Below are 18,809 nucleotides of genomic sequence, written 5' to 3'. Positions count from 1 at the left end.
GTGGCGATAGCGGAAGGGTTCCACGCGTACCCATCCCGAACACGACCGTTAAGCCTTCCAGCGCCGATGGTACTTGGACCGAAGGGTCCTGGGAGAGTAGGACGCCGCCAAGCACATGAAGTCATTGTTGAGTTATCGACAATGGCTTTTTTTGTTGTATGTACCTTGATAGAAAGACTGCTTTTAGAGAAAAAATCATTATAAAAGCGTTTTCAATTGAGTGACATTTTTGTTACCGACGACATGGTATATCCAAGTATAATAGAAAAGTGCAAATATTAAGCAGCACCTTAATACGAATGAACTACTGATAAATTCTAAATTTGAATTTTCTTGTGTCTTTTGATGCATGGTAGAGGTAAGGAGGATTTAAGGTATGAAGCTAACCCGACCCTTATGGATATTATTTATTGTTTGTATAGTGAGTGTAATGTTTACTGGTTGCGGAGCAAAAGAGCCCAACTGGGATACTTTTGAGGGAGCTCTTAATGAAAAAAGCTTTCCTGTTCCCAAGGAAGCCAGTTCTCCTGACCGGGCTACTACAAATGTTGCTATGGACTATGTCCGTTACTCCTTATCTGGAATTAAGGAAAAGGAGGGTGTACCCGAGCCTTACCTGAAAGCGATTAAAGCTTGGGGGTGGGAGGAGCAAAAAGGGGATGAGGATGCGGGGAGCTCCCGTGTTTTTCAAAAGGACGGACTAATTGTACATTTAACCGTACATGACGGCTATTTCACAGTAATGATTCCGAAGGAAAAGAAAGCCTCCATAAAAGGGCTGAAGAGTAAATAAATAAACGCCGTCCTAACAGGACGGCGTTTATTATTGTATCCTATATCAATCCTGCACATGGGACTGCTGTTGTCTATAGGAGATAACCGTATGTATGCGGTTCTGCAATTATTGAGCGTAATAGGAAACGTCTGCAGGGTTGAATTTTAGCATCCCGCCTTCATCATCACGGCGGAGTCTCAGCAGGGTGTACAACCGGGGCAAGAGCAGCCAGAGATGGCAGATTGCCAAGGAGGTTGTGAACGCCGGAGGAGCCCACACAATAAACAGTGCAGCAATGCATAGGCCGATCCAGAAATTATGCAACTGCACCTTACGAAAGATGCCGTAGCTGATATATTGATCCGGCATGTAGCCGAGCCAAGGCAGACGCAGAGACATCTTCCACCGTTTAGCGATGGGATGCCCGGTGATAAGGAGGACAGACCGTGAGATGACATACTGGATCCATAATACAACGGGGGCCGCAATAATCATATACAACAGGCTCCACCAGGAGAGAAATATGGTCTCCAGTACTACGAATAATAAAGGAAGTGCAATGTAGATTCGCAGCTTGGCAGTAGTCAGATTTATTTTTTTAATAAGCTTGTATTGATAGAATGTAGCTGCACCTTTGGTGTTGGGTTCCATAAAGAAAGTTCTGACCTCCTCGTGTGTTCTCATGTTAATAATATCGGCTGTCTGCGGCGTTTTATTAAACTTCAGCGGGAGAATCACCAGCCTGGCGATCACAGAATATATATATTTTGAGTAACCCGGATAGGAAAAAACTATGAAAAGGTTTAAAATGATAGAAGGTGTAACATACTGTTCTTAAAAGAGTCAAGGTGGGATGGATATGGAACAGCAAACCGGACAGTCCTGCATTATTTGCGGGCAGATGAAAGAAGAAGGTATTGTTATTGTCTCGCATTTCATTTGTGAAGATTGCGAGAGCGAAATGGTGCGTACGGATGCTGAGGACATTAAGTACCGTTTTTTCATTGGCAGGATGAAAAAAATCGGGCTCCAAAAGAACGCCTGATCCGAGTGAAAGCATTTGTAACAACAGTGTAAAGAGAGCGGGCGGTGGATCTGTGTCGCAATGGCTGTATCATAAGCAACTAATTTAACGGCTTCCCCGTGTTGTGGCGGGAGGGGCCGTTTTGTTGTGCGGATGATGCTTTTACGCGGAATAATAGGCGTTTAGGCATATTTGCGTTAAAATAGAGGTATCCCCCAGGGAAGGATAGGAACATGAACATTTTACAGCCTGGCAGGGCACCGATATATGAGATGCTGGAACAATATAGACTTAAGGGTAATATATCTTATCACGTGCCTGGCCACAAGAACGGTGAGGCCTATAGCGGAGCTGAAGGGGCAGGATATCTGGATGAGATCATGAGGTACGACGTGACGGAAATTACCGGAACGGATGATCTTCACCACCCGGAAGGGGTCATTAGGGAAGCCCAGGAGCTGGCTGCGGATTGTTTTGGGGCGGAGGAGAGCTTTTTGTTGGTTGGCGGGAGCACCGCCGGCAATCTGGCACTTATCTTGACCGTTTGCCCGGAACCGGGCATGGTTCTGATTCTGCAGCGTAATGTCCATAAGTCGGTGATTCACGGCTTAATGCTGGCTGGCGTGCGCGCAGTCTTCCTAGAGCCGCAGCTGGATGCAGACAGCGGCCTCGCGGTCGCTCCGGCGGCTGAAGCGGTGCAGGCTGCACTTGCAGCCTACCCGGAAGCCGCCGCCGTGCTGGTCACCATGCCGAATTACTACGGCATGGGCACAGACCTTGCGCCCCTCGCGCGCATCTGTCACGACAGCGGCGTTCCGCTGCTGGTCGACGAGGCGCACGGGGCGCATTACGGGCTGCACCCGGCGCTGCCGGCCGGGGCGCTTGCCTGCGGCGCGGACGGCGTGGTGCAGTCCACGCACAAGATGCTGCCGGCGCTGACGATGGGCGCCATGCTGCATGTGCAGGGGCCGCGCCTTAACCGCGCCTTGCTGCGGCAGCGGCTGGCCATGGTACAGAGCTCCAGCCCATCCTACCCGGTGATGGCTTCGCTCGATCTGGCCCGGCGGCTGGTGCACACCGGGCGCGCCGGCGCCTTCACGGCGGGGCTCGCCGCCGTGGACGAGCTGAAGCGCGGCTTAGCTGCGCTGCCGCGCTTTGGGCTGCTGCAGCCGGCTCAGCCGCTGCAGCCTCACGGCGGCGCTGGCACAGCCGCCGGAATGGACACGCCGCCAGCAAGCACGGCGGCGTACACCACCCAGGACCCCTTCAAGGCGGTCATTTATGATGCCGCCGGTGTCCTGGGGGGCTTCGAGCTGCAGCGCAGGCTCGAAGAGAAGGGCATTGTGCCGGAGATGAGCGATGACCGGCACGTAGTGCTTGCCTTCAGCCTCGGCTCGAAGGCTGAGGAAACATTCACACTGCTGGGCGCGCTGCGGGAAATAGACGTTGAGAGTGCGGCAGCTGAACCGTTCTCCGTTCCCTCCTCCTTCAATGAGGTAGAGAGAACTCTATCTCCATCAGCTGAAGTTTCCACGTGGAACAATTCTGTTCAATCGCTTATTTCACAGCCGGTGACATTTTCCCTGAAGCCGGTGACAGCAGGCGAAACCGAAAGCGTACCCCTCGAATACAGTGTAGGGAGAGTAGCGGCAGAGATGGTAATTCCTTATCCGCCTGGCATTCCGCTCTTGTATCCGGGAGAAGTCATAAATGAAGCAGCATGCAGAAGGCTGGCAGCACTCCGTCAGGGAGGGGCCAAGTTTCAGGCCTGCGCAGACCCCGCCTTACGGCGTATAGTGGTTTACAACAATATGAAGGGCGGAGAAGTATAAGTGGGACGTGAAGGTTTTTTCATTACTTTGGAGGGAGGCGATGGCTCAGGAAAAACAACTGTGCTGGGCAGAGTAGCCGCTTATCTGCAGAATCACTCCATGCCTTATATCATTACCCGCGAACCGGGGGGCATTGAAATCGCCGAGAAGATCCGCTCCATTATTCTGGACCCTGCCCATACCGCGATGGATGCGCGGACCGAAGCGCTGCTGTATGCGGCGGCAAGAAGCCAGCATCTGGCGGAGGTCGTTGAGCCGGCACTAAAAGAAGGACTTACGGTGCTTTGCGACCGCTTTGTCGACAGCAGCCTTGTCTATCAGGGCTTTGCACGAGGCCTTGGAATCGAAAAAGTGCGGAGCATTAATGACTTTGCAACCGGCGGCCGCACACCGGATCTTACGTTTTACTTGGATGTAGAGCCGGAGGTAGGTCTGTCTCGGATTGCTGCTAATCAGGACCGCGAGGTTAACCGCCTGGATCTGGAGAGTCTCGCCTTCCATCAGAAGGTTCGTGAAGGCTATCAGCTGGTGACTCAGTCCGATCCTGGACGTATTGTCGTTCTGGATGCCAACCGTCCGATCCACATGGTGGAGCAGGACATCGTGCATACGCTGAAAGAGCGGATATTAAAGGGTTTTTAAGGCATATTGTCTAATATATCTTAAGTGGGCAGCGTTATAGGTGAGTTATCTAACCAAATTTTTAGGAGGAATGCGAAGATGAAGCTAATCATTGCTATTATCCAGGACAAAGACAGTAACCGGTTGTCCAGTGAACTCGTCAAAGCCAATTTCCGTGCCACCAAACTGGCCAGTACAGGCGGATTCCTGCGGGCAGGTAATACAACATTTCTGATTGGTGTAGATGATAGCCAGGTTGAACCCGTGCTGAGTGTTATCCGCAATAGCTGCAAGGTGCGTGAGCAGCTGGTTACCCCGGTCACTCCGATGAGCGGAACGACGGATTCCTATTTGCCGCTTCCTGTAGAGGTGCAGGTGGGCGGAGCTACAGTATTTGTACTGCCTGTCGATCGTTTTGAGCATTATTGAGCATACTAGAGTAAACGATAAGGGCGGTAGATACCATTGAAGATTAACCCGGGCTACAGGCCCTTAAAAAGTGAACTCCCGAACGCTGATGCGGAACGCAGGCCTATCCAGCAGAAGACATTTAGCGATGTTTTTCAGCAGCAGGGACAGCAGAAAACCATTGATGAATTGAACCGCCAGATTAAAGATATTCAGCAGCAGGGCGACCGGCTGGCCAAATCTATGACCGTCCGTGAGCTTGCGATATATAGAAATCTTATTAAACGTTTTCTGGAAGAAACGGCGCGGCGCGGCGTTATTCTCAAGGAGACAAAGGGCTGGGACCGCCGCGGCCGTGGCAAACGCTACAAGCTGCTGGAGGAGATTGACGCCGCACTCTTGAATTTGGCCGATGAGCTGCTGGAGAGCGAGCAGGGCCGGATTGATCTGCTGGGGCGGGTTGGAGAAATCCGCGGTATGCTGATTAACCTTTCTTTCTAAAAGAAGTTGGAGGAATTTATGCCTTTTCATGATATATTAGGCCAGGAGGATGCCAAACGCCTGCTGCAGAATGCACTGCGCAAGGATGCAGTCAGTCATGCGTATTTGTTCACCGGCCCAGCCGGAAGCGGACAGATGTCAACTGCACTCATGTTTGCCCAGGCGATATTTTGCACAAAGCTTAAGGATGATGCCTGCGGGGAGTGCCTGGAATGCCGCAAAGTTGAGCATGGCAACCATCCGGATCTTACATTACTGAAGCCTGACGGGGCAAGCATTAAGATCGATCAGATCCGTGAGCTGCAGCGTGTTTTTTCCTACCGGTCCGAAGGAGTTAACCCGAAGGTTTACATTATAGAGGGAGCGGACAAAATGACGGTGCAGGCCGCCAACAGTCTGCTAAAATTTTTGGAGGAGCCGCCTGCTCCAGCAGTCGGTATTCTGATCTCTGACAATAGCAGTTCCCTGCTTCCAACCATCCAGTCGAGAACCCAGCGCATCCCTTTCAGCCCGCTGCATCCTGATCTTATGCTTCAGGCTTTGTCGGGGGAGGGGGTTCCGGTGCCGCTGGCACGGTGTGCAGTATCACTGACTTCAGGGCTCGATGGCTGCAGGGAACTTTTGGCACAGAATTGGTTTGCAGAAATGAGAAATCTAGTGTTACAATTAGCAAAGGAGTCTATGGGCAAAGGCAGCTCTGCAGTGGCAACTGTTGGGCAGAAGCTGTTCAAGACCGGGCTTGGTGAACATTTGGATACTCTTTTCAGCATGTTCCATCTTTGGTTTAAAGATATGCTCTACTTCCTGTATCGAAGACACGAAAGCATCGTTTTCATAGATCAGTTAGACTTTATTTCCAGACATGCCCGTCAGCGGAGTACGGAGCAATGGGTGGCTTATATGGAATTCGCAGCGGAGAGTAGTCGCAGGCTCCGTTCTAATGCTAACGCCCAATTGTGTCTGGAGCAGTTTTTAATCCGATTGGAAAGTTAAAGACTTAGTTGTGATATCATCCTCCGGATCAACGCTTCAGCCTGGAAGTATGGGTTTAACGGATAAGGAAGGACAAGCATCGATCACCAGGGAGCGGATTTGCTTAAGGGTTCCTTTTACCGGCAAACAAGGGGGTTAATTTTTGTACAGCGTAGTAGGCGTCCGCTTTAAAAAAGCGGGTAAAATATATTATTTCGATCCACTTGATTTCCCGATTGAACGTGATCAATGCGTTATTGTGGAGACGGCAAGAGGGGTAGAATACGGTAGAGTTGTCGTTGGCAAAAAAGAGGTGCAGGAAGCCGATGTTGTATTACCTCTCAAGAAAGTCATGCGGATCGCCGGGGAAACCGACGCACGTGTGGTGGAGGAGAACAAAGGTGCAGCAAAGGACGCTTTCACCACCTGTTTAAATAAAATCCGCGATCATGGCCTCAAAATGAAGCTGGTGGATGTAGAGTTCACGTTTGACCGCAACAAGATCATATTTTATTTCACCGCCGAGGGCCGCGTCGATTTCCGCGAATTGGTCAAGGACCTGGCGAGTATATTCCGTACCCGTATCGAGCTGCGTCAGATCGGTGTACGCGATGAAGCCAAGATGCTGGGTGGACTTGGACCTTGCGGGCGGGTGCTGTGCTGCTCCTCCTGGCTTGGGGATTTCGAGCCGGTATCGATTAAAATGGCTAAAGATCAGAATCTTTCGCTCAATCCGACCAAAATCTCCGGTTTGTGCGGACGGCTGATGTGCTGCCTGAAGTTTGAGCATGATAATTACGAAAGTACAAAAGAAGAAATGCCGGCGGTAGGCAAGATCGTCGTAACCTCACTGGGCGACGGTAAGGTGGTAGGAATTAATGCCGGAAACCGCACGGTCCATGTGCAGTTGTTCGAAGTGGGCAAAGTTAAGGAACTTCCAATGGATGATGTTGTCGTCAAGTAAACCATATAAGGTTACTTTCGGGGTGGAAACTTGGAGAAGATAAATATATTTGCACACATGCAGGAGATGGAAGCGCAGATGGAAACCATGCGCGCAAGTCTCGGAGATTGGAAACAGACCGTTAAGGAATTAATGGAGGCCAATCAAAGGCTCAGTCTGGAAAATGAACAACTCCGCAAAATATTGAAAAGGGACACACCTTTGGATCCTGCCGTGGATACGGCTGAGGCGGAAGCACTTTTGGCTGCCAGAGAAGGAACAGAGGAGGTTGTTGGGGAAGGTTACGATAACCTGGCCCGGCTGTATCACGAAGGCTTTCACATCTGTAATGTCTATTTCGGGCATTTGCGTACAGAGGGTGATTGTCTGTTCTGTCTTTCTTTTCTTAATAAATAAGGATATCCAGCCGTAGGAGATTTACGCCTACGGTTTTTTTTGAATTTCTAACAAACGTTTAGGAGATTACAATGACGAATTCTTATAATGAAATGTCTGTGCCCCTGCTTCCCTCGGAACGGGTTGATGACTTATTAACTCATGATTTGCGGATTATTCAGAGCGATGAGGTATTTAGCTTCTCAATGGATGCCGTATTGCTTGCCCGGTTCGCCAGTATCCCGCCTCGGGGGAGAGTGCTGGATTTATGTACAGGGAATGGGGTAATCCCGATGCTGCTCACTACACGTACTAAAGCTTCTATAGAAGGGATTGAACTCCAGCCCCGTCTGGCCGATATGGCCCGGCGCAGTGTTGCTATGAATGGACTGGAGGAGCGGGTAACTATTCATGAGGGGGATTTGCGCGAGCTGCATACGGTCGCAGGGTACGGCGTATATGATGCGATCACGGTTAATCCGCCTTATATGCCGCTTAACGGAAGTGATCTTAAGCTGAACACACATCAGGCTATGGCCCGCCACGAGATTGGCTGTACTCTGGAAGAGGTGATTCAGGCCTGTGTCCGGCTGGTGCGTACCGGAGGCAAGGTAAGTATGGTTCATAAACCCCAGCGTTTAGTGGATATTATAAGTCTGATGAGACAATACCGTCTGGAGCCGAAGCTGATCCGTTTTGTCCATCCGCGGGCACATCTGGAGGCGAATATGGTGTTGATAGAAGCTGCGCGTGACGGGAAACCGGAGGTGCGTTTACAACCTCCACTCATCGTATATAATGATGACAATCAATACTGTTCAGAAATAATGGATATTTACTATGGAAACAAAGAAGGGTAACCACCAATGACGATAACATGCCAAAGCAGCTTTCAAAGAAACCATGAAGCAGATAAACCGGAGGGAAGCGGGTGTCTGTACCTGGTTGCTACACCGATCGGCAATCTGGAAGACATGACTTATCGTGCGGTGCGGACTTTGCAGGAATGCGAGATTATTGCAGCTGAAGACACGAGACAGACACGCAAACTGCTAAGCCATTTTGAAATAACACCTTCGATGCTGTTCAGTTATCATGAGCATAATAAGGCGGCCAGCGGCCCTGAGCTGATACGTTATATAATAGAAGGAAAAAATTTGGCCCTTGTCAGCGATGCAGGTCTTCCGGCCATTTCGGACCCTGGTGCAGACCTGGTTGCCCTCGCCGTCAGCCATGGAATTCCGGTCATTCCGATCCCGGGGGCTAACGCAGCACTGTCAGCTTTGATAGCGTCCGGACTTCCGACTGCCAGCTTCACCTTTATTGGTTTCCTGCCGAGAGAACGCAAGGATATCCGCGCGGTATTATCCGGTCTTCGTGCCGTACAAGGAACCCTGTTGTTCTATGAATCCCCGCACAGGGTAGCTAAGACATTAGGTCACCTGCAGGAGGCATTCGGCAATCGCAGGGTGGTCCTGGCCCGTGAGCTGACCAAAAGATATGAGGAGTTTCTGCGCGGAACCATCGAGGAATGTATAGCCTGGCTGTCGGAGCATCCGCCGCTTGGTGAATATGTTGTAGTGGTTGAGGGGGAGAGCAAGGAAGAAGCAGAAATTGCTGAATCCTCCTGGTGGCGTGAGCTGAGTATAGAGCAGCATGTGCAGCACTATGAAAATTCGGGGCTCGCCCGCAAGGAAGCTATGAAAAAAGCAGCCTCTGACCGGGGACTGGCCAAGCGGGATATTTATAACGCATTGTTGGAGCGGGAATAAGAAGTTAATACAGCTATTGATAATCGGCATAAATATAAGGAATAATTGTATTTATTACATTTAATTGGAATGAATTATTCCTTATATTAGGTTTAGATGTATTTTGTACATTTATATTTATGGAAAAAGGATAGTAACGAGGAATTAACTGGTTATAATTGTATGAAATACAACTAAAATATTATTTCTAACGATATGGTATGAAATAACTGCAGAGAATGCATTTAGCCAATCTCCTCAAGTGTGAAAAGCAGGCCCTGAGGGCGTGCCCGGGAAAGGGTCGGTCCTCCGCCTACCGCCTTGAGAATGGCAAAAAAAATACCTCCCGCATAACGGGAGGCCAAGGAGATATAAAAAGGTTAGAATTAACAATTTGATTAGTTCTTATTATACCCTATTTATTTTAATTTGTCACAGGGGTAGGGATAGCAGAAATGCATTCATGACAAACAATTTTTCCTTTGAAATAGGTTACGTTCTCGGCGTTGCCGCAGAAGATGCAGGCAGGCTCGTATTTCTTAAGCATGATCCGCTCACCGTCCACGTAAATTTCGAGCGCATCTTTTTCTCCAATGCCAAGCGTACGGCGCAATTCAATCGGAATAACAACCCGTCCAAGCTCGTCTACTTTTCTTACAATTCCAGTTGATTTCATCATTACAATCGTTGCTCCTCTCAAAGTTCCAAAACGTCATTATTCGACATTGTTCACCGTTTTATGATACTTATAATACCAACCATTCCCAAAACAGTCAACCTTTTTTGAGGCTAATTTTAAGGAATTTTTTAAAAAAACTTTTGTGTGGCCTGCGATTAGGCCGATTTCCCGTATCAGTCCTAAAAAAAGATTTGTCGATTTGTAAATTGTTTAATTGTCATTATTCGACAAAGTGCGACATAATCCATTATTATACGCTAAGTTCCAGCTTGTTTCGAACGAAATGAATTCAAAGGAGTTGATCTCATGAAGCAACTGCTATCAGAAGAGAAGGTTTTCAAAGATCCTGTTCACAATTATGTCCATGTGCAGGAAACCATTATTTGGCGGCTGATTAATACCAGGGAATTTCAGCGTCTGCGGCGGATCCGCCAGCTTGGTACCTCTTATCTTACTTTTCATGGTGCGGAGCATAGCCGTTTCTCGCATTCGCTTGGAGTCTATGAAATTACACGGCGGATTATTTCCCAGTTTGAACGGAGCGGGTATAAGGATTGGATGCCGGAGGAAAGCCTGCTTACCCTGTGTGCCGCTTTGCTGCATGATTTGGGGCATGGACCGTTCTCCCATTCTATAGAAGAAGCCTTCGAGATGAACCATGAGGACTGGACCTGCCGGATCATTCTGGAGGATACGGAAATTACAGCGATACTGAAGGATGTATCAGAGAATTTCCCGGAAAAAGTGGCATCGGTAATCTCCAAAACCTATGAGCACGAGATTGTTGTCAATCTGGTGTCGGGACCGCTTGATGCAGACCGGATGGATTACCTGCTGCGTGATGCATACTACACCGGAGTCAACTACGGAACAATCGATATTGACCGGATTCTCAGAATGCTGCGGCCTTATGACGGCAGGGTGGTAGTTAAAGAATCGGGCATGCATGCGATTGAGGATTATTTGATGTCCCGTTACCAAATGTACTGGCAGGTATATTTTCACCCGGTTACCCGCAGCTCGGAGATTATTTTGCGGCAGATTTTACGCAGGGCGAAGGAGCTGTTTAAGAACGGTTATACCTTTGGATTCATGATTGAGCCTTTAAGTGATTTATTCCGGGGTGAAGTGACCGTAGAGCAATATCTGCTGCTGGATGAAGCGATGATTCAGACGGCTTTTATGCAGTGGACATTGGAAGCCGATGAACTGCTGAGTGACTTGTGCAGCCGTTTTATTCATCGTAAACTGTATAAATATGTAGAGATGGAGAATCTTGATTCCGAGACAATTGACGAAATCCGCCGCAGTTTTGCCGGAGCCGGACTGAATCCCGAGTATGACCTGGAAATCGATTTTCCAACGGATCTTCCCTATGATGTATTCCGTCCCGGGGACGCTTTTGACAGCAAACAGATCCTGCTGCTCGACCGTCATGACAAGCTAAGGGAAATCTCGGAGGTATCGGATATTGTACGCTCCATCAGCGGGATTCACCGCGGCAGATATCACCTGTATTTTCCGCAGGATAAGCTGCAGAAAGCACTTTCACAGCTGCCGTCTTCCGTAGCAGGGATTTTTGCAAAGTAATACAAAAAAAGTTGGAATTCATCATAGAAATGATGACAGGAAGGAAGCTGCGTTATGCAATTATTTGACACCCATACCCATTTGGATGCTCCGCAATTCGACGAGGACCGCGAACAGGTAATCGCGCGGGCGCTGGAAGCCGGAGTGACCAAAATGATCAATATCGGATTTAACCGGGAAACGATCCCGACGACCATGAAATTGGCGGAAACCTATGATTATATTTATGCAGCCGTCGGATGGCATCCGGTGGATGCCATTGACATGAAGGACGGGGACCTGGAATGGATTGCTTCGTTATGCAGTCATCCCAAAGTAGTCGCTATCGGCGAAATCGGTCTGGATTACTACTGGGATACCTCCCCTAAAGAGGTACAGCAGGAAGTACTCCGCAAGCAAATCGGGCTGGCCCGGGAGCTGGGAATGCCGATCTGTATTCATAACCGGGATGCCCATGAGGATGTGGTACGTATTCTGCGCGAAGAGAAAGCAAACGAGGTCGGCGGAGTAATGCACTCTTTCTCCGGCAGCTGGGAAACCGCCAAAATGTGCCTAGATCTTGGCTTCCATTTGTCCTTCGGCGGACCCATTACTTTCAAGAATGCAAGGGTTCCCAAAGAGGTGCTTGAGAAGACTCCGCTGGACCGTCTGCTGATTGAAACGGACTCGCCTTATTTGACTCCGCATCCCTTCAGAGGGAAGCGGAATGAGAGCGGTTATGTAAAGCTGGTAGCAGAAGCAGCTGCGGAAATAAAAGGGATTGATTTACAGGAATTGGCGGAAATTACGTATGCGAACGCACTGGTACGATTTGGGATTGTCTGAAATCGGGAGTAAAACCGGTGAAAAAAGAAGTATAGCCGATATATTAAACTTTTTTAATCTCAAAATGGCTGATTATTACAATATTTTAACCATATTTCTGCGTAAACGTGGTTGAATCGTCCTTTACAACATGCATCAAAACAGGATATCATCTTTTCAGTGCAGTGAGCTGTTGTTACTGTGACAGTCACTGATTCATGGATCGTCTCGCTGAGTCTCCGTATGGAGAACGGGGGAACCAATATTGCACTGCCGCATGAACGTACATAGAGTACAACACAGAAATGCCGCAGACATTATTTGATTTCTTTATGTGGTCTCGGGGTGAATTTGAGGGCAACCGCCGTGAGCGGGTGACCTGAGATAGGGCGTCTCTCTTATGCCCGAACCCGACAGCTAACCTCGTAAGCGCCAGTAAGAGAGGAAACCTCGTGCATAAACATTCTCGCGTATTCTGACATCCGGAGAAGCCACGAAAGAGTCCTCTATGAACTCTTTTTAGGCTTCTTTTGTTTTGAATAATGTGAATGTCCCCAGCATACTGTTATATAACAGGTGATCTGGAGCTGCTATGCCGAGCAGGCGATCCATGAGCAGGAAACGCTGAAGCAATGCGGGCGTATCCTGTTGCAATCTCAAACTTAGTTTCGTCTGAAATCATTCAGTCTTCTTAGATAAACTACTTGGACGACGGGGCTATGTAAGGAGGATGGAGAGAGTGGGCGTATTCCAACCAGAGGTATCCCATGATTCGCAATCATCCAGCAGGTCTTTCGCATTACGGTGGAAGCAAGTGAATCCTCGCGTACTTTCGCTTGCAGGTGTGGTATCAATCGTTATCGCGCTGCTTATTCTGCTGTACGTACACGGTCAAGGCAATAAAGTTATAAACTTAGTAATAGACGGTGAAGTACTGACGCTGGAGACGCGTGAAGCGCTGCTTAGCGACGTGCTGGCAAAAGAACAAATTTCGCTGCTGCCGCATGATGAAGTATCCATTGGCCTTAGTGATGAAATACAAGACGGCGACCGTGTCGTAATTACCCGAGCGCAGAAGCTCACGCTTACTGCAGATGGTACAACCAAAACGTTGTACACCACTGAGGATAAACTCGGTGAGGCTATCCAAAAACTAGGCTATAGCCTGAAGAGCAATGACAAGATTATCCCTTCGCTTGAAACCGCAGTTTCACCCGGCATGGAAGTCAAGATTGTACGTGTCACCAAACAAGTGGTGGAACGGACCGTAAGCTTGCCTTTCCGGGTCATCAAAACCGCAGACCCTTCCCTGTACAAGGGAGACGTAAGAGTGGCACAGGCAGGCAAACCAGGCGCTATCATCCAACATATCGAGAAGACGTATCAGGACGGTAAGCTGGTATCCATGAGCATGGTCGGCAAGGAAGTTCAGACGGTCACCAAAGACAAAGTTATTGCCGTTGGAACTAAGGCACTTCCCAAAGCTACTGTAGCTGCAGCAACTTCCACCAAAAAAACTACCTCCAGTTCAGCCAAAACTACTGCAGCAAGCAACGTCGTGCACAAGGCAGGCGTAGATTTCGAGTATAAGAGAATGATCAAAAATGTCTCCATGACCGCTTATTCTTCCGAAGAGCCGGGTATTGGAACAAGAACAGCCTCCGGAACACGCGTAACGGAAGGTCGTACGATTGCTGTTGATCCGGATGTGATACCTATCGGCTGGTGGGTGTACATTGAGGGATTAGGGTTTCGCCGTGCAGAGGATACAGGCGGTGCCATTCAAGGCAACAAGATCGATGTATACTACGATTCACTGAGTAACGCCCGTAATTTCGGCCGGAAATCCCGCACGATCTATGTGATCGGACCTGTGAAGCCGGAGCTGAATTAAGGCGGCTGTATTTTGCAAATTAGTGATTAATACGATATAGTGAGGGTAGCACTTTACGAACGGGCTAGCTCATCACTTATACATTCTTTAGCCAAAAAGAAGAGGAGCGAATCCTCTTCTTTTTGTGTTGCACCTGGAAGGAGCAGAACGATGATCAAGGAATTAATTGTGGTGGAAGGCAAAAGTGATACGGTAGCCGTTAAACGGGCAGTGGAGGCCGATACGATAGAGACTGGCGGATCCGCAGTAGACCGTAAGGTCATTGCCAAAATAGCGCTGGCGATGGAGCGCAGAGGGGTTATAATCCTCACGGATCCTGACCATGCTGGAGAACGCATACGCAAGATTGTTTCGTCCAAGGTACGGGGCTGTAAGCATGCCTTTATACCGGAGAAGGACGCTACCCGAAAAGGCGATATCGGAGTAGAGAATGCTTCGCCAGAGGCGATCCGCCATGCCCTTGAGCATGTGCATACCTCCTTTGAGGGCGCACCGGCTCTGATCGGGCTTGACGATCTGATGGCAGCCGGAATGCTGGTGCATCCGAGGGCGGCAGAACGGAGAATGGCACTCGGCAATGCGCTGGGTATTGGCTACTGTAACGGCAAGCAGCTATTCAAACGGCTGGCGATGTTTGGTATTACGCGGGAGGAATTCGAAGCAGCCCTCGCGCAAATTGATCAGGGAGGCATTACTACATGAGCGGACATGAGAATATCTCATCCCCAACACGGACCAAGGAAATTATTCAGCGCTACGGATTTTCGTTCAAAAAAAGCTTAGGTCAGAACTTTCTGATTGACCAGAATATTCTGGATAAAATTGTGGACGCCGCGGGGCTTAGCGCTTCGTCAGGCGCTTTGGAGATCGGGCCGGGTATTGGCGCGTTAACAGAGCGGCTCGCCATGGAGGCAGGGGCCGTTACTGCGGTAGAAATTGACCGCCGTCTGATCCCGATCCTGCGGGATGTGCTGGCTGCTTATCCGCATGTCAAGGTACGCAATGATGATGTGCTGAAAGTGAATTTGCAGGAGCTGTTTGCTGAAGATTTTGCATCCGTGGAGAAAGTTAGTGTTGTTGCCAATTTGCCGTATTATGTGACGACGCCTATCCTCATGAAATTGCTGGAGGAGAAGCTTCCGCTTGATAATATTGTCGTCATGATCCAGAAGGAGGTTGCCGAGCGTATGGCGGCTTCCCCGGGCGGCAAGGAATATGGCAGCTTAAGCATTGCCGTGCAATATTACAGCGAGCCTGAACTGGTCTGCATTGTGCCGCGCACAGTGTTTATTCCCCAGCCGAATGTGGAGTCTGCGGTGATCCGCTTGAAGGTACGGGAGCGTCCGCCGGTTGAGGTGGCTGATGAGAAGCATTTCTTCGAAGTGGTACAGGCTTCATTCACACAGCGGCGTAAGACTATTGCCAACAACCTTAAAGCCCGCTTCTTCCCGGGCGAAGGCCGGGAGCGTCTGGAGGCGCTATTAGCTGAGGCTGAAATAGAGCCAACCCGCCGCGGGGAGACGCTCAGCATTGCCGAATATGCACGGCTAAGCGCTGTGCTGTTGGCCGCAGGAATTTTATAGGCTGGCCTGCCGCTAAGCCTGCTGCATTTTGAAAATGCGCCTGTTTATGAACCAACCGGGACCTTTGCCCATACGATGGGGGTAGAGGTGGTGTTGTAATGAACTTAGGAGACTTGGTCGTTCGAAAATCATACGGCGGAGATGTGACTTTCCGGGTAGAAAACATAGTGCAAAATGCAGCCGTAATAAAAGGCACAGAATTCCGCCTGCTCGCGGATTCTCCCCTGGACGACTTGATTCAGGTGCCTCCTAGCCGTATTACGGAGCGGGGACAACAGGCACAGATCAAAGCCAAAGAATCGTTAACAAGGCTGCGCAAGGATCGGCAGGAGCAGAGCCAGCGCAGCGGGGAGAGTGCATTAGGCGGCTGGCCGCAGGCTCCCAAGGAAGCTCCCTATTTCGAGGTACCGGGCAAGGTCCTGCACCTGGACGGAGACGCCCTTTATTTGAGCAAAAGTCTGAGCTTATATGAACAGCTCCGGATTCCGGCAGAAGGTCATCATGTCCATGAATCAAAAATGGCGGAAACGTTGTACCGGCTCCTGCCCCGTGTCCGTCCTGATATTGTAGTGATCACGGGCCATGACGGTGTGCTGAAACAGTCGAATACTTATGATTTATACAGCCTGAACAGCTATAAAAATTCGCAGAATTTTGTGGCGGCGATCCGGGTGGCCCGGGAGTATGAGCGGAATTTTGATGCCCTGACGATTGTAGCGGGGGCCTGCCAGTCGCATTTCGAGGCACTTTTGGGGACGGGGGCTAACTTTGCCAGTTCTCCCGGGAGAATTCTGATCCATGCACTGGACCCGGTGTATATTGCCGCCAAGGCATCTTTCACCTCCATCCGTGATACCGTGAATCTGGGGGATGTGCTGAACCATACCATCAGCGGCAATCAGGGAATGGGCGGGATTGAGACCAGGGGCAGCTTCCGGATCGGCATGCCGCGTCTGCAGAATCTGTCCACGCTAAAGGTTACGCCTTCGGCTGTGTAGTAATAATTTATGGAATGACAGGAAGACAAGAGGGGAAGGATAAGCTTAATGCTGTCCTTCTCTTTTTGTTATATCCGGAACGGACATGCAGTCTGCGGTTACCTGCCAGTGCATTTGTTGCCGATAACAAGGGCGATTCACCGGAACTCTACTCTTCTAAAAAAATTCCGTTGACAACTATTTTAGCATCATCTATAATTATTTATTTGCTTTGACAAAGTTTGTGAAAAGTTGTATAATGGACAAGGAAAGAGGTGGTCGTCAGGCAATGGCTAATAACGCGCTGTTGGAAATTAAACGCAGTCTTGAAGCTCACGTCGGTCATAAGATCACGTTACGGGCTAACGGTGGTCGTCGTAAAACCGTGGAACGTACCGGTGTCCTGGAAGAAACGTACCCTTCTGTATTTATTGTCAAACTGGATCAGGAGCAGCAAACCTTCAAGCGTGTCTCCTATAGCTATGCCGATATACTTACCGAATCTGTGGAAATCACAGTTTGTGAAGATGATGGGCAGATGCGGATTATGTATATTAAAGCTTAAGTATCACAGGGCAGCCTTCCGGATGGGGGCTGTTTTTTATTTTCTTTGCGGGGTTTGAGTTGTCCCGAATGGCCGGCGGCTTGCAGCAGCATACTATAGGGGCAATAAGCTCATCATCTATTACCGCAAGGGAGGAATTTCAGCACATGAGCCGCAGAAGACGAGGCATGATGTCGGAAGAACTGAAAACGGAGCTGGCCAAGGAGCTTGGCTTCTACGAAACGGTGGAACGGGACGGCTGGGGTGGAATCCGGGCACAGGATGCCGGGAATATGGTGAAGCGGGCCATTCAGCTTGCCGAGCAGGCTGCAAGAAAGTCGCAGCTGTAAAGCGCAGGCCAAAAGAGGGTGGCAGAGGGGGGACCGTCCTTTGTGGCGGGACCCCTTTTTTTGCTTGTAAAATAAGAATTTATAAGCCATAAAGTATCCTTCTTTATCTCACTGAACTTTTGCTCATGGACTTCGTTACAAGTTTCTCATATAATATGTTAAGTTGTTTTTACGGGAAAAGCTGAAGGTGGGTGAACGCCTTGAAAATGTATGAAAAAGCGCCGGCCAAGATCAATTTGATGCTGGATGTGCTTCACAAGCGCGCTGACGGTTTTCATGAGGTGGAAATGATTATGACCATGGTCGATCTCGCAGACCGTCTGGAGTTATCGGAGCTGAAGCGGGATTCGATTATAATATCAAGCCAGGCGGGATATATTCCGCTGGATGAGAAGAACTTGGCCTTTCAGGCAGCCAGGCTTATTAAAGACCGCTATAATGTGAAGAGCGGAGTACATATCCACCTGGATAAAAGAATTCCGGTCGCTGCCGGTCTGGCCGGCGGCAGCAGTGATGCCGCGGCTACGCTGCGCGGCCTGAACCGACTGTGGCGCCTGAATATCCCGGCGCAGGAGCTGCAGGAACTGGGCGCCGAGCTTGGCTCGGACGTTCCGTTCTGCGTCACAGGCGGAACTGCCCTGGCTACGGGCAGGGGGGAGCGGCTGACACCGATCCAGAATCCGCCGCAGTGCTGGGTCGTCCTGGCGAAGCCGCCGATCAATGTCTCGACAGCTGAAGTGTATGGACGTGTACGGGCCAATCAGATTGCCGTGCATCCGTCGGCGCTCCGCATGCAGGAAGCTATCGAAGCAGGCGATTTCGGGGCGGTATGCGCGAACCTTGGTAACGTGCTGGAGGATGTGACACTGAAGCTGCATCCGGAGGTCCAGCAGCTGAAGGAAGCCATGGTGAAGCTCGGCGCGGACGGGGTGCTGATGTCCGGAAGCGGACCTACTGTATTCGGGCTGGTCTCCAAGCAGTCCAAGGTCGCGAGAATTTACAACGGTCTGCGCGGGTTCTGCAAAGAAGTCTATGCCGTGCGCTCCTTGAGCTAAACGCTATTAATAATTCTTTTATTCCCTGAAGAAACGGAATTACTGTCCCGGAAAGGATGGCAAAGCCGTTTCTTCTTGTATAATTCCGTACAAAAGTGATATTATTTTTA

22 protein-coding genes, 1 rRNA gene and 1 riboswitch are annotated in these 18,809 nt (G+C 49.7%); of the genes, 21 read left to right on the top strand and 2 right to left on the bottom strand.

Features of this window, described 5'->3' with window-relative positions:
• Positions 1 to 113: ribosomal RNA gene (gene rrf / locus L6H70_RS28335) — 5S ribosomal RNA — on the top strand; the annotation flags it as partial.
• Positions 114 to 376: 263 nt separating this feature from the next.
• Positions 377 to 793 carry a hypothetical protein gene (locus tag L6H70_RS28330; protein ID WP_206102622.1) on the top strand — a complete coding sequence of 139 codons (417 nt, stop codon included), beginning with the start codon at positions 377 to 379 and terminating at the stop codon, positions 791 to 793.
• Positions 794 to 901: 108 nt separating this feature from the next.
• Here L6H70_RS28330 and L6H70_RS28325 read toward each other — a convergent pair whose 3' ends face one another.
• Complete coding sequence (locus L6H70_RS28325) at positions 902 to 1,426, bottom strand: hypothetical protein (RefSeq protein WP_236337538.1); 525 nt, start codon at positions 1,424 to 1,426, stop codon at positions 902 to 904.
• A 208-nt stretch (positions 1,427 to 1,634) separates the two neighbouring features.
• Between L6H70_RS28325 and L6H70_RS28320 the strand changes: the two genes are divergently transcribed.
• The 10 genes from L6H70_RS28320 to rsmI all read left to right on the top strand — a co-directional run bounded on the left by L6H70_RS28320 (position 1,635) and on the right by rsmI (position 9,244).
• Positions 1,635 to 1,820, top strand: coding sequence for a sigma factor G inhibitor Gin (locus tag L6H70_RS28320; RefSeq protein WP_054944052.1), 186 nt, complete (start codon positions 1,635 to 1,637; stop codon positions 1,818 to 1,820).
• 212 nt (positions 1,821 to 2,032) lie between these two features.
• The gene (locus tag L6H70_RS28315) at positions 2,033 to 3,631 is read left to right on the top strand and encodes an aminotransferase class I/II-fold pyridoxal phosphate-dependent enzyme (protein WP_236337537.1); all 1,599 of its coding nucleotides are present in this window, start codon (positions 2,033 to 2,035) and stop codon (positions 3,629 to 3,631) included.
• Entirely contained in the window at positions 3,632 to 4,273 is a 642-nt protein-coding gene (tmk, locus tag L6H70_RS28310; RefSeq protein ID WP_206102626.1) for a dTMP kinase, read from the top strand.
• Between the two features lie 78 nt (positions 4,274 to 4,351).
• On the top strand, positions 4,352 to 4,681 hold the full coding sequence (locus tag L6H70_RS28305; RefSeq protein ID WP_054944049.1) for a cyclic-di-AMP receptor: 330 nt from the start codon (positions 4,352 to 4,354) through the stop codon (positions 4,679 to 4,681).
• 36 nt (positions 4,682 to 4,717) lie between these two features.
• Complete coding sequence (locus L6H70_RS28300) at positions 4,718 to 5,161, top strand: YaaR family protein (protein ID WP_054944048.1); 444 nt, start codon at positions 4,718 to 4,720, stop codon at positions 5,159 to 5,161.
• Positions 5,162 to 5,179: 18 nt separating this feature from the next.
• Positions 5,180 to 6,154 carry a DNA polymerase III subunit delta' gene (holB, locus tag L6H70_RS28295; RefSeq protein WP_236337535.1) on the top strand — a complete coding sequence of 325 codons (975 nt, stop codon included), beginning with the start codon at positions 5,180 to 5,182 and terminating at the stop codon, positions 6,152 to 6,154.
• A 142-nt stretch (positions 6,155 to 6,296) separates the two neighbouring features.
• Positions 6,297 to 7,097 (top strand): PSP1 domain-containing protein, encoded by an 801-nt coding sequence (locus L6H70_RS28290; protein ID WP_054944046.1) that lies wholly within the window; start codon positions 6,297 to 6,299, stop codon positions 7,095 to 7,097.
• 30 nt (positions 7,098 to 7,127) lie between these two features.
• Positions 7,128 to 7,493, top strand: coding sequence for an initiation-control protein YabA (locus tag L6H70_RS28285; RefSeq protein WP_236337533.1), 366 nt, complete (start codon positions 7,128 to 7,130; stop codon positions 7,491 to 7,493).
• A gap of 71 nt (positions 7,494 to 7,564) precedes the next feature.
• Positions 7,565 to 8,332 carry a tRNA1(Val) (adenine(37)-N6)-methyltransferase gene (locus L6H70_RS28280; protein WP_236337531.1) on the top strand — a complete coding sequence of 256 codons (768 nt, stop codon included), beginning with the start codon at positions 7,565 to 7,567 and terminating at the stop codon, positions 8,330 to 8,332.
• Between the two features lie 6 nt (positions 8,333 to 8,338).
• Positions 8,339 to 9,244, top strand: coding sequence for a 16S rRNA (cytidine(1402)-2'-O)-methyltransferase (gene rsmI, locus L6H70_RS28275; RefSeq protein WP_236337529.1), 906 nt, complete (start codon positions 8,339 to 8,341; stop codon positions 9,242 to 9,244).
• A 403-nt stretch (positions 9,245 to 9,647) separates the two neighbouring features.
• On the opposite strand, the gene L6H70_RS28270 is transcribed toward rsmI, so the two are convergent.
• Positions 9,648 to 9,902 (bottom strand): AbrB/MazE/SpoVT family DNA-binding domain-containing protein, encoded by a 255-nt coding sequence (locus tag L6H70_RS28270; protein WP_019914502.1) that lies wholly within the window; start codon positions 9,900 to 9,902, stop codon positions 9,648 to 9,650.
• A 306-nt stretch (positions 9,903 to 10,208) separates the two neighbouring features.
• Here L6H70_RS28270 and L6H70_RS28265 point away from each other — a divergent pair, with 306 nt between their 5' ends.
• The 9 genes from L6H70_RS28265 to ispE all read left to right on the top strand — a co-directional run bounded on the left by L6H70_RS28265 (position 10,209) and on the right by ispE (position 18,699).
• Positions 10,209 to 11,492: an HD domain-containing protein gene (locus L6H70_RS28265; RefSeq protein WP_236337527.1), complete on the top strand. Its 1,284-nt coding sequence runs from the start codon at positions 10,209 to 10,211 to the stop codon at positions 11,490 to 11,492.
• 54 nt (positions 11,493 to 11,546) lie between these two features.
• The gene (locus L6H70_RS28260; protein WP_236337526.1) at positions 11,547 to 12,317 is read left to right on the top strand and encodes a TatD family hydrolase; all 771 of its coding nucleotides are present in this window, start codon (positions 11,547 to 11,549) and stop codon (positions 12,315 to 12,317) included.
• A 198-nt stretch (positions 12,318 to 12,515) separates the two neighbouring features.
• A riboswitch (cyclic di-AMP (ydaO/yuaA leader) is annotated at positions 12,516 to 12,743 on the top strand.
• A 292-nt stretch (positions 12,744 to 13,035) separates the two neighbouring features.
• A complete protein-coding gene (locus L6H70_RS28255) occupies positions 13,036 to 14,190 on the top strand; it encodes a 3D domain-containing protein (protein ID WP_236337525.1) in 1,155 nt (384 codons plus the stop codon).
• 150 nt (positions 14,191 to 14,340) lie between these two features.
• Positions 14,341 to 14,892: a ribonuclease M5 gene (gene rnmV, locus L6H70_RS28250; RefSeq protein ID WP_236337524.1), complete on the top strand. Its 552-nt coding sequence runs from the start codon at positions 14,341 to 14,343 to the stop codon at positions 14,890 to 14,892.
• Positions 14,889 to 15,773, top strand: a complete 885-nt coding sequence (gene rsmA / locus L6H70_RS28245) for a 16S rRNA (adenine(1518)-N(6)/adenine(1519)-N(6))-dimethyltransferase RsmA (RefSeq protein ID WP_236337523.1) — start codon at positions 14,889 to 14,891, stop codon at positions 15,771 to 15,773. The genes rnmV and rsmA overlap by 4 nt, the downstream gene beginning before the upstream one ends.
• A gap of 98 nt (positions 15,774 to 15,871) precedes the next feature.
• Positions 15,872 to 16,771 carry a sporulation peptidase YabG gene (yabG, locus tag L6H70_RS28240; RefSeq protein WP_054944037.1) on the top strand — a complete coding sequence of 300 codons (900 nt, stop codon included), beginning with the start codon at positions 15,872 to 15,874 and terminating at the stop codon, positions 16,769 to 16,771.
• 268 nt (positions 16,772 to 17,039) lie between these two features.
• A complete protein-coding gene (veg, locus tag L6H70_RS28235; RefSeq protein ID WP_019914493.1) occupies positions 17,040 to 17,315 on the top strand; it encodes a biofilm formation stimulator Veg in 276 nt (91 codons plus the stop codon).
• A 146-nt stretch (positions 17,316 to 17,461) separates the two neighbouring features.
• Complete coding sequence (locus tag L6H70_RS28230; protein WP_236337522.1) at positions 17,462 to 17,644, top strand: small, acid-soluble spore protein, alpha/beta type; 183 nt, start codon at positions 17,462 to 17,464, stop codon at positions 17,642 to 17,644.
• A gap of 200 nt (positions 17,645 to 17,844) precedes the next feature.
• Positions 17,845 to 18,699, top strand: coding sequence for a 4-(cytidine 5'-diphospho)-2-C-methyl-D-erythritol kinase (gene ispE / locus L6H70_RS28225; RefSeq protein WP_236337521.1), 855 nt, complete (start codon positions 17,845 to 17,847; stop codon positions 18,697 to 18,699).
• Positions 18,700 to 18,809 lie beyond the last annotated feature (110 nt).

Origin of the sequence: Paenibacillus auburnensis (assembly GCF_927798115.1) — a bacterium.
Lineage (GTDB): Bacteria > Bacillota > Bacilli > Paenibacillales > Paenibacillaceae > Paenibacillus_AQ > Paenibacillus_AQ auburnensis.
This window is presented reverse-complemented; position numbering and strand designations above follow the sequence as displayed.

Excerpts from the sequence above, each read along its gene's own strand:
- L6H70_RS28330 (WP_206102622.1), top strand. The coding sequence starts at position 377 with ATGAAGCTAACCCGACCCTTATGGATATTATTTATTGTTTGTATAGTG.
- L6H70_RS28325 (WP_236337538.1), bottom strand. The coding sequence starts at position 1,426 with ATGGAACCCAACACCAAAGGTGCAGCTACATTCTATCAATACAAGCTT.
- L6H70_RS28320 (WP_054944052.1), top strand. The coding sequence starts at position 1,635 with ATGGAACAGCAAACCGGACAGTCCTGCATTATTTGCGGGCAGATGAAA.
- L6H70_RS28315 (WP_236337537.1), top strand. The coding sequence starts at position 2,033 with ATGAACATTTTACAGCCTGGCAGGGCACCGATATATGAGATGCTGGAA.
- L6H70_RS28305 (WP_054944049.1), top strand. The coding sequence starts at position 4,352 with ATGAAGCTAATCATTGCTATTATCCAGGACAAAGACAGTAACCGGTTG.
- holB (WP_236337535.1), top strand. The coding sequence starts at position 5,180 with ATGCCTTTTCATGATATATTAGGCCAGGAGGATGCCAAACGCCTGCTG.
- L6H70_RS28280 (WP_236337531.1), top strand. The coding sequence starts at position 7,565 with ATGACGAATTCTTATAATGAAATGTCTGTGCCCCTGCTTCCCTCGGAA.
- rsmI (WP_236337529.1), top strand. The coding sequence starts at position 8,339 with ATGACGATAACATGCCAAAGCAGCTTTCAAAGAAACCATGAAGCAGAT.
- L6H70_RS28270 (WP_019914502.1), bottom strand. The coding sequence starts at position 9,902 with ATGATGAAATCAACTGGAATTGTAAGAAAAGTAGACGAGCTTGGACGG.
- L6H70_RS28265 (WP_236337527.1), top strand. The coding sequence starts at position 10,209 with ATGAAGCAACTGCTATCAGAAGAGAAGGTTTTCAAAGATCCTGTTCAC.
- L6H70_RS28260 (WP_236337526.1), top strand. The coding sequence starts at position 11,547 with ATGCAATTATTTGACACCCATACCCATTTGGATGCTCCGCAATTCGAC.
- rnmV (WP_236337524.1), top strand. The coding sequence starts at position 14,341 with ATGATCAAGGAATTAATTGTGGTGGAAGGCAAAAGTGATACGGTAGCC.
- rsmA (WP_236337523.1), top strand. The coding sequence starts at position 14,889 with ATGAGCGGACATGAGAATATCTCATCCCCAACACGGACCAAGGAAATT.
- yabG (WP_054944037.1), top strand. The coding sequence starts at position 15,872 with ATGAACTTAGGAGACTTGGTCGTTCGAAAATCATACGGCGGAGATGTG.
- veg (WP_019914493.1), top strand. The coding sequence starts at position 17,040 with ATGGCTAATAACGCGCTGTTGGAAATTAAACGCAGTCTTGAAGCTCAC.
- L6H70_RS28230 (WP_236337522.1), top strand. The coding sequence starts at position 17,462 with ATGAGCCGCAGAAGACGAGGCATGATGTCGGAAGAACTGAAAACGGAG.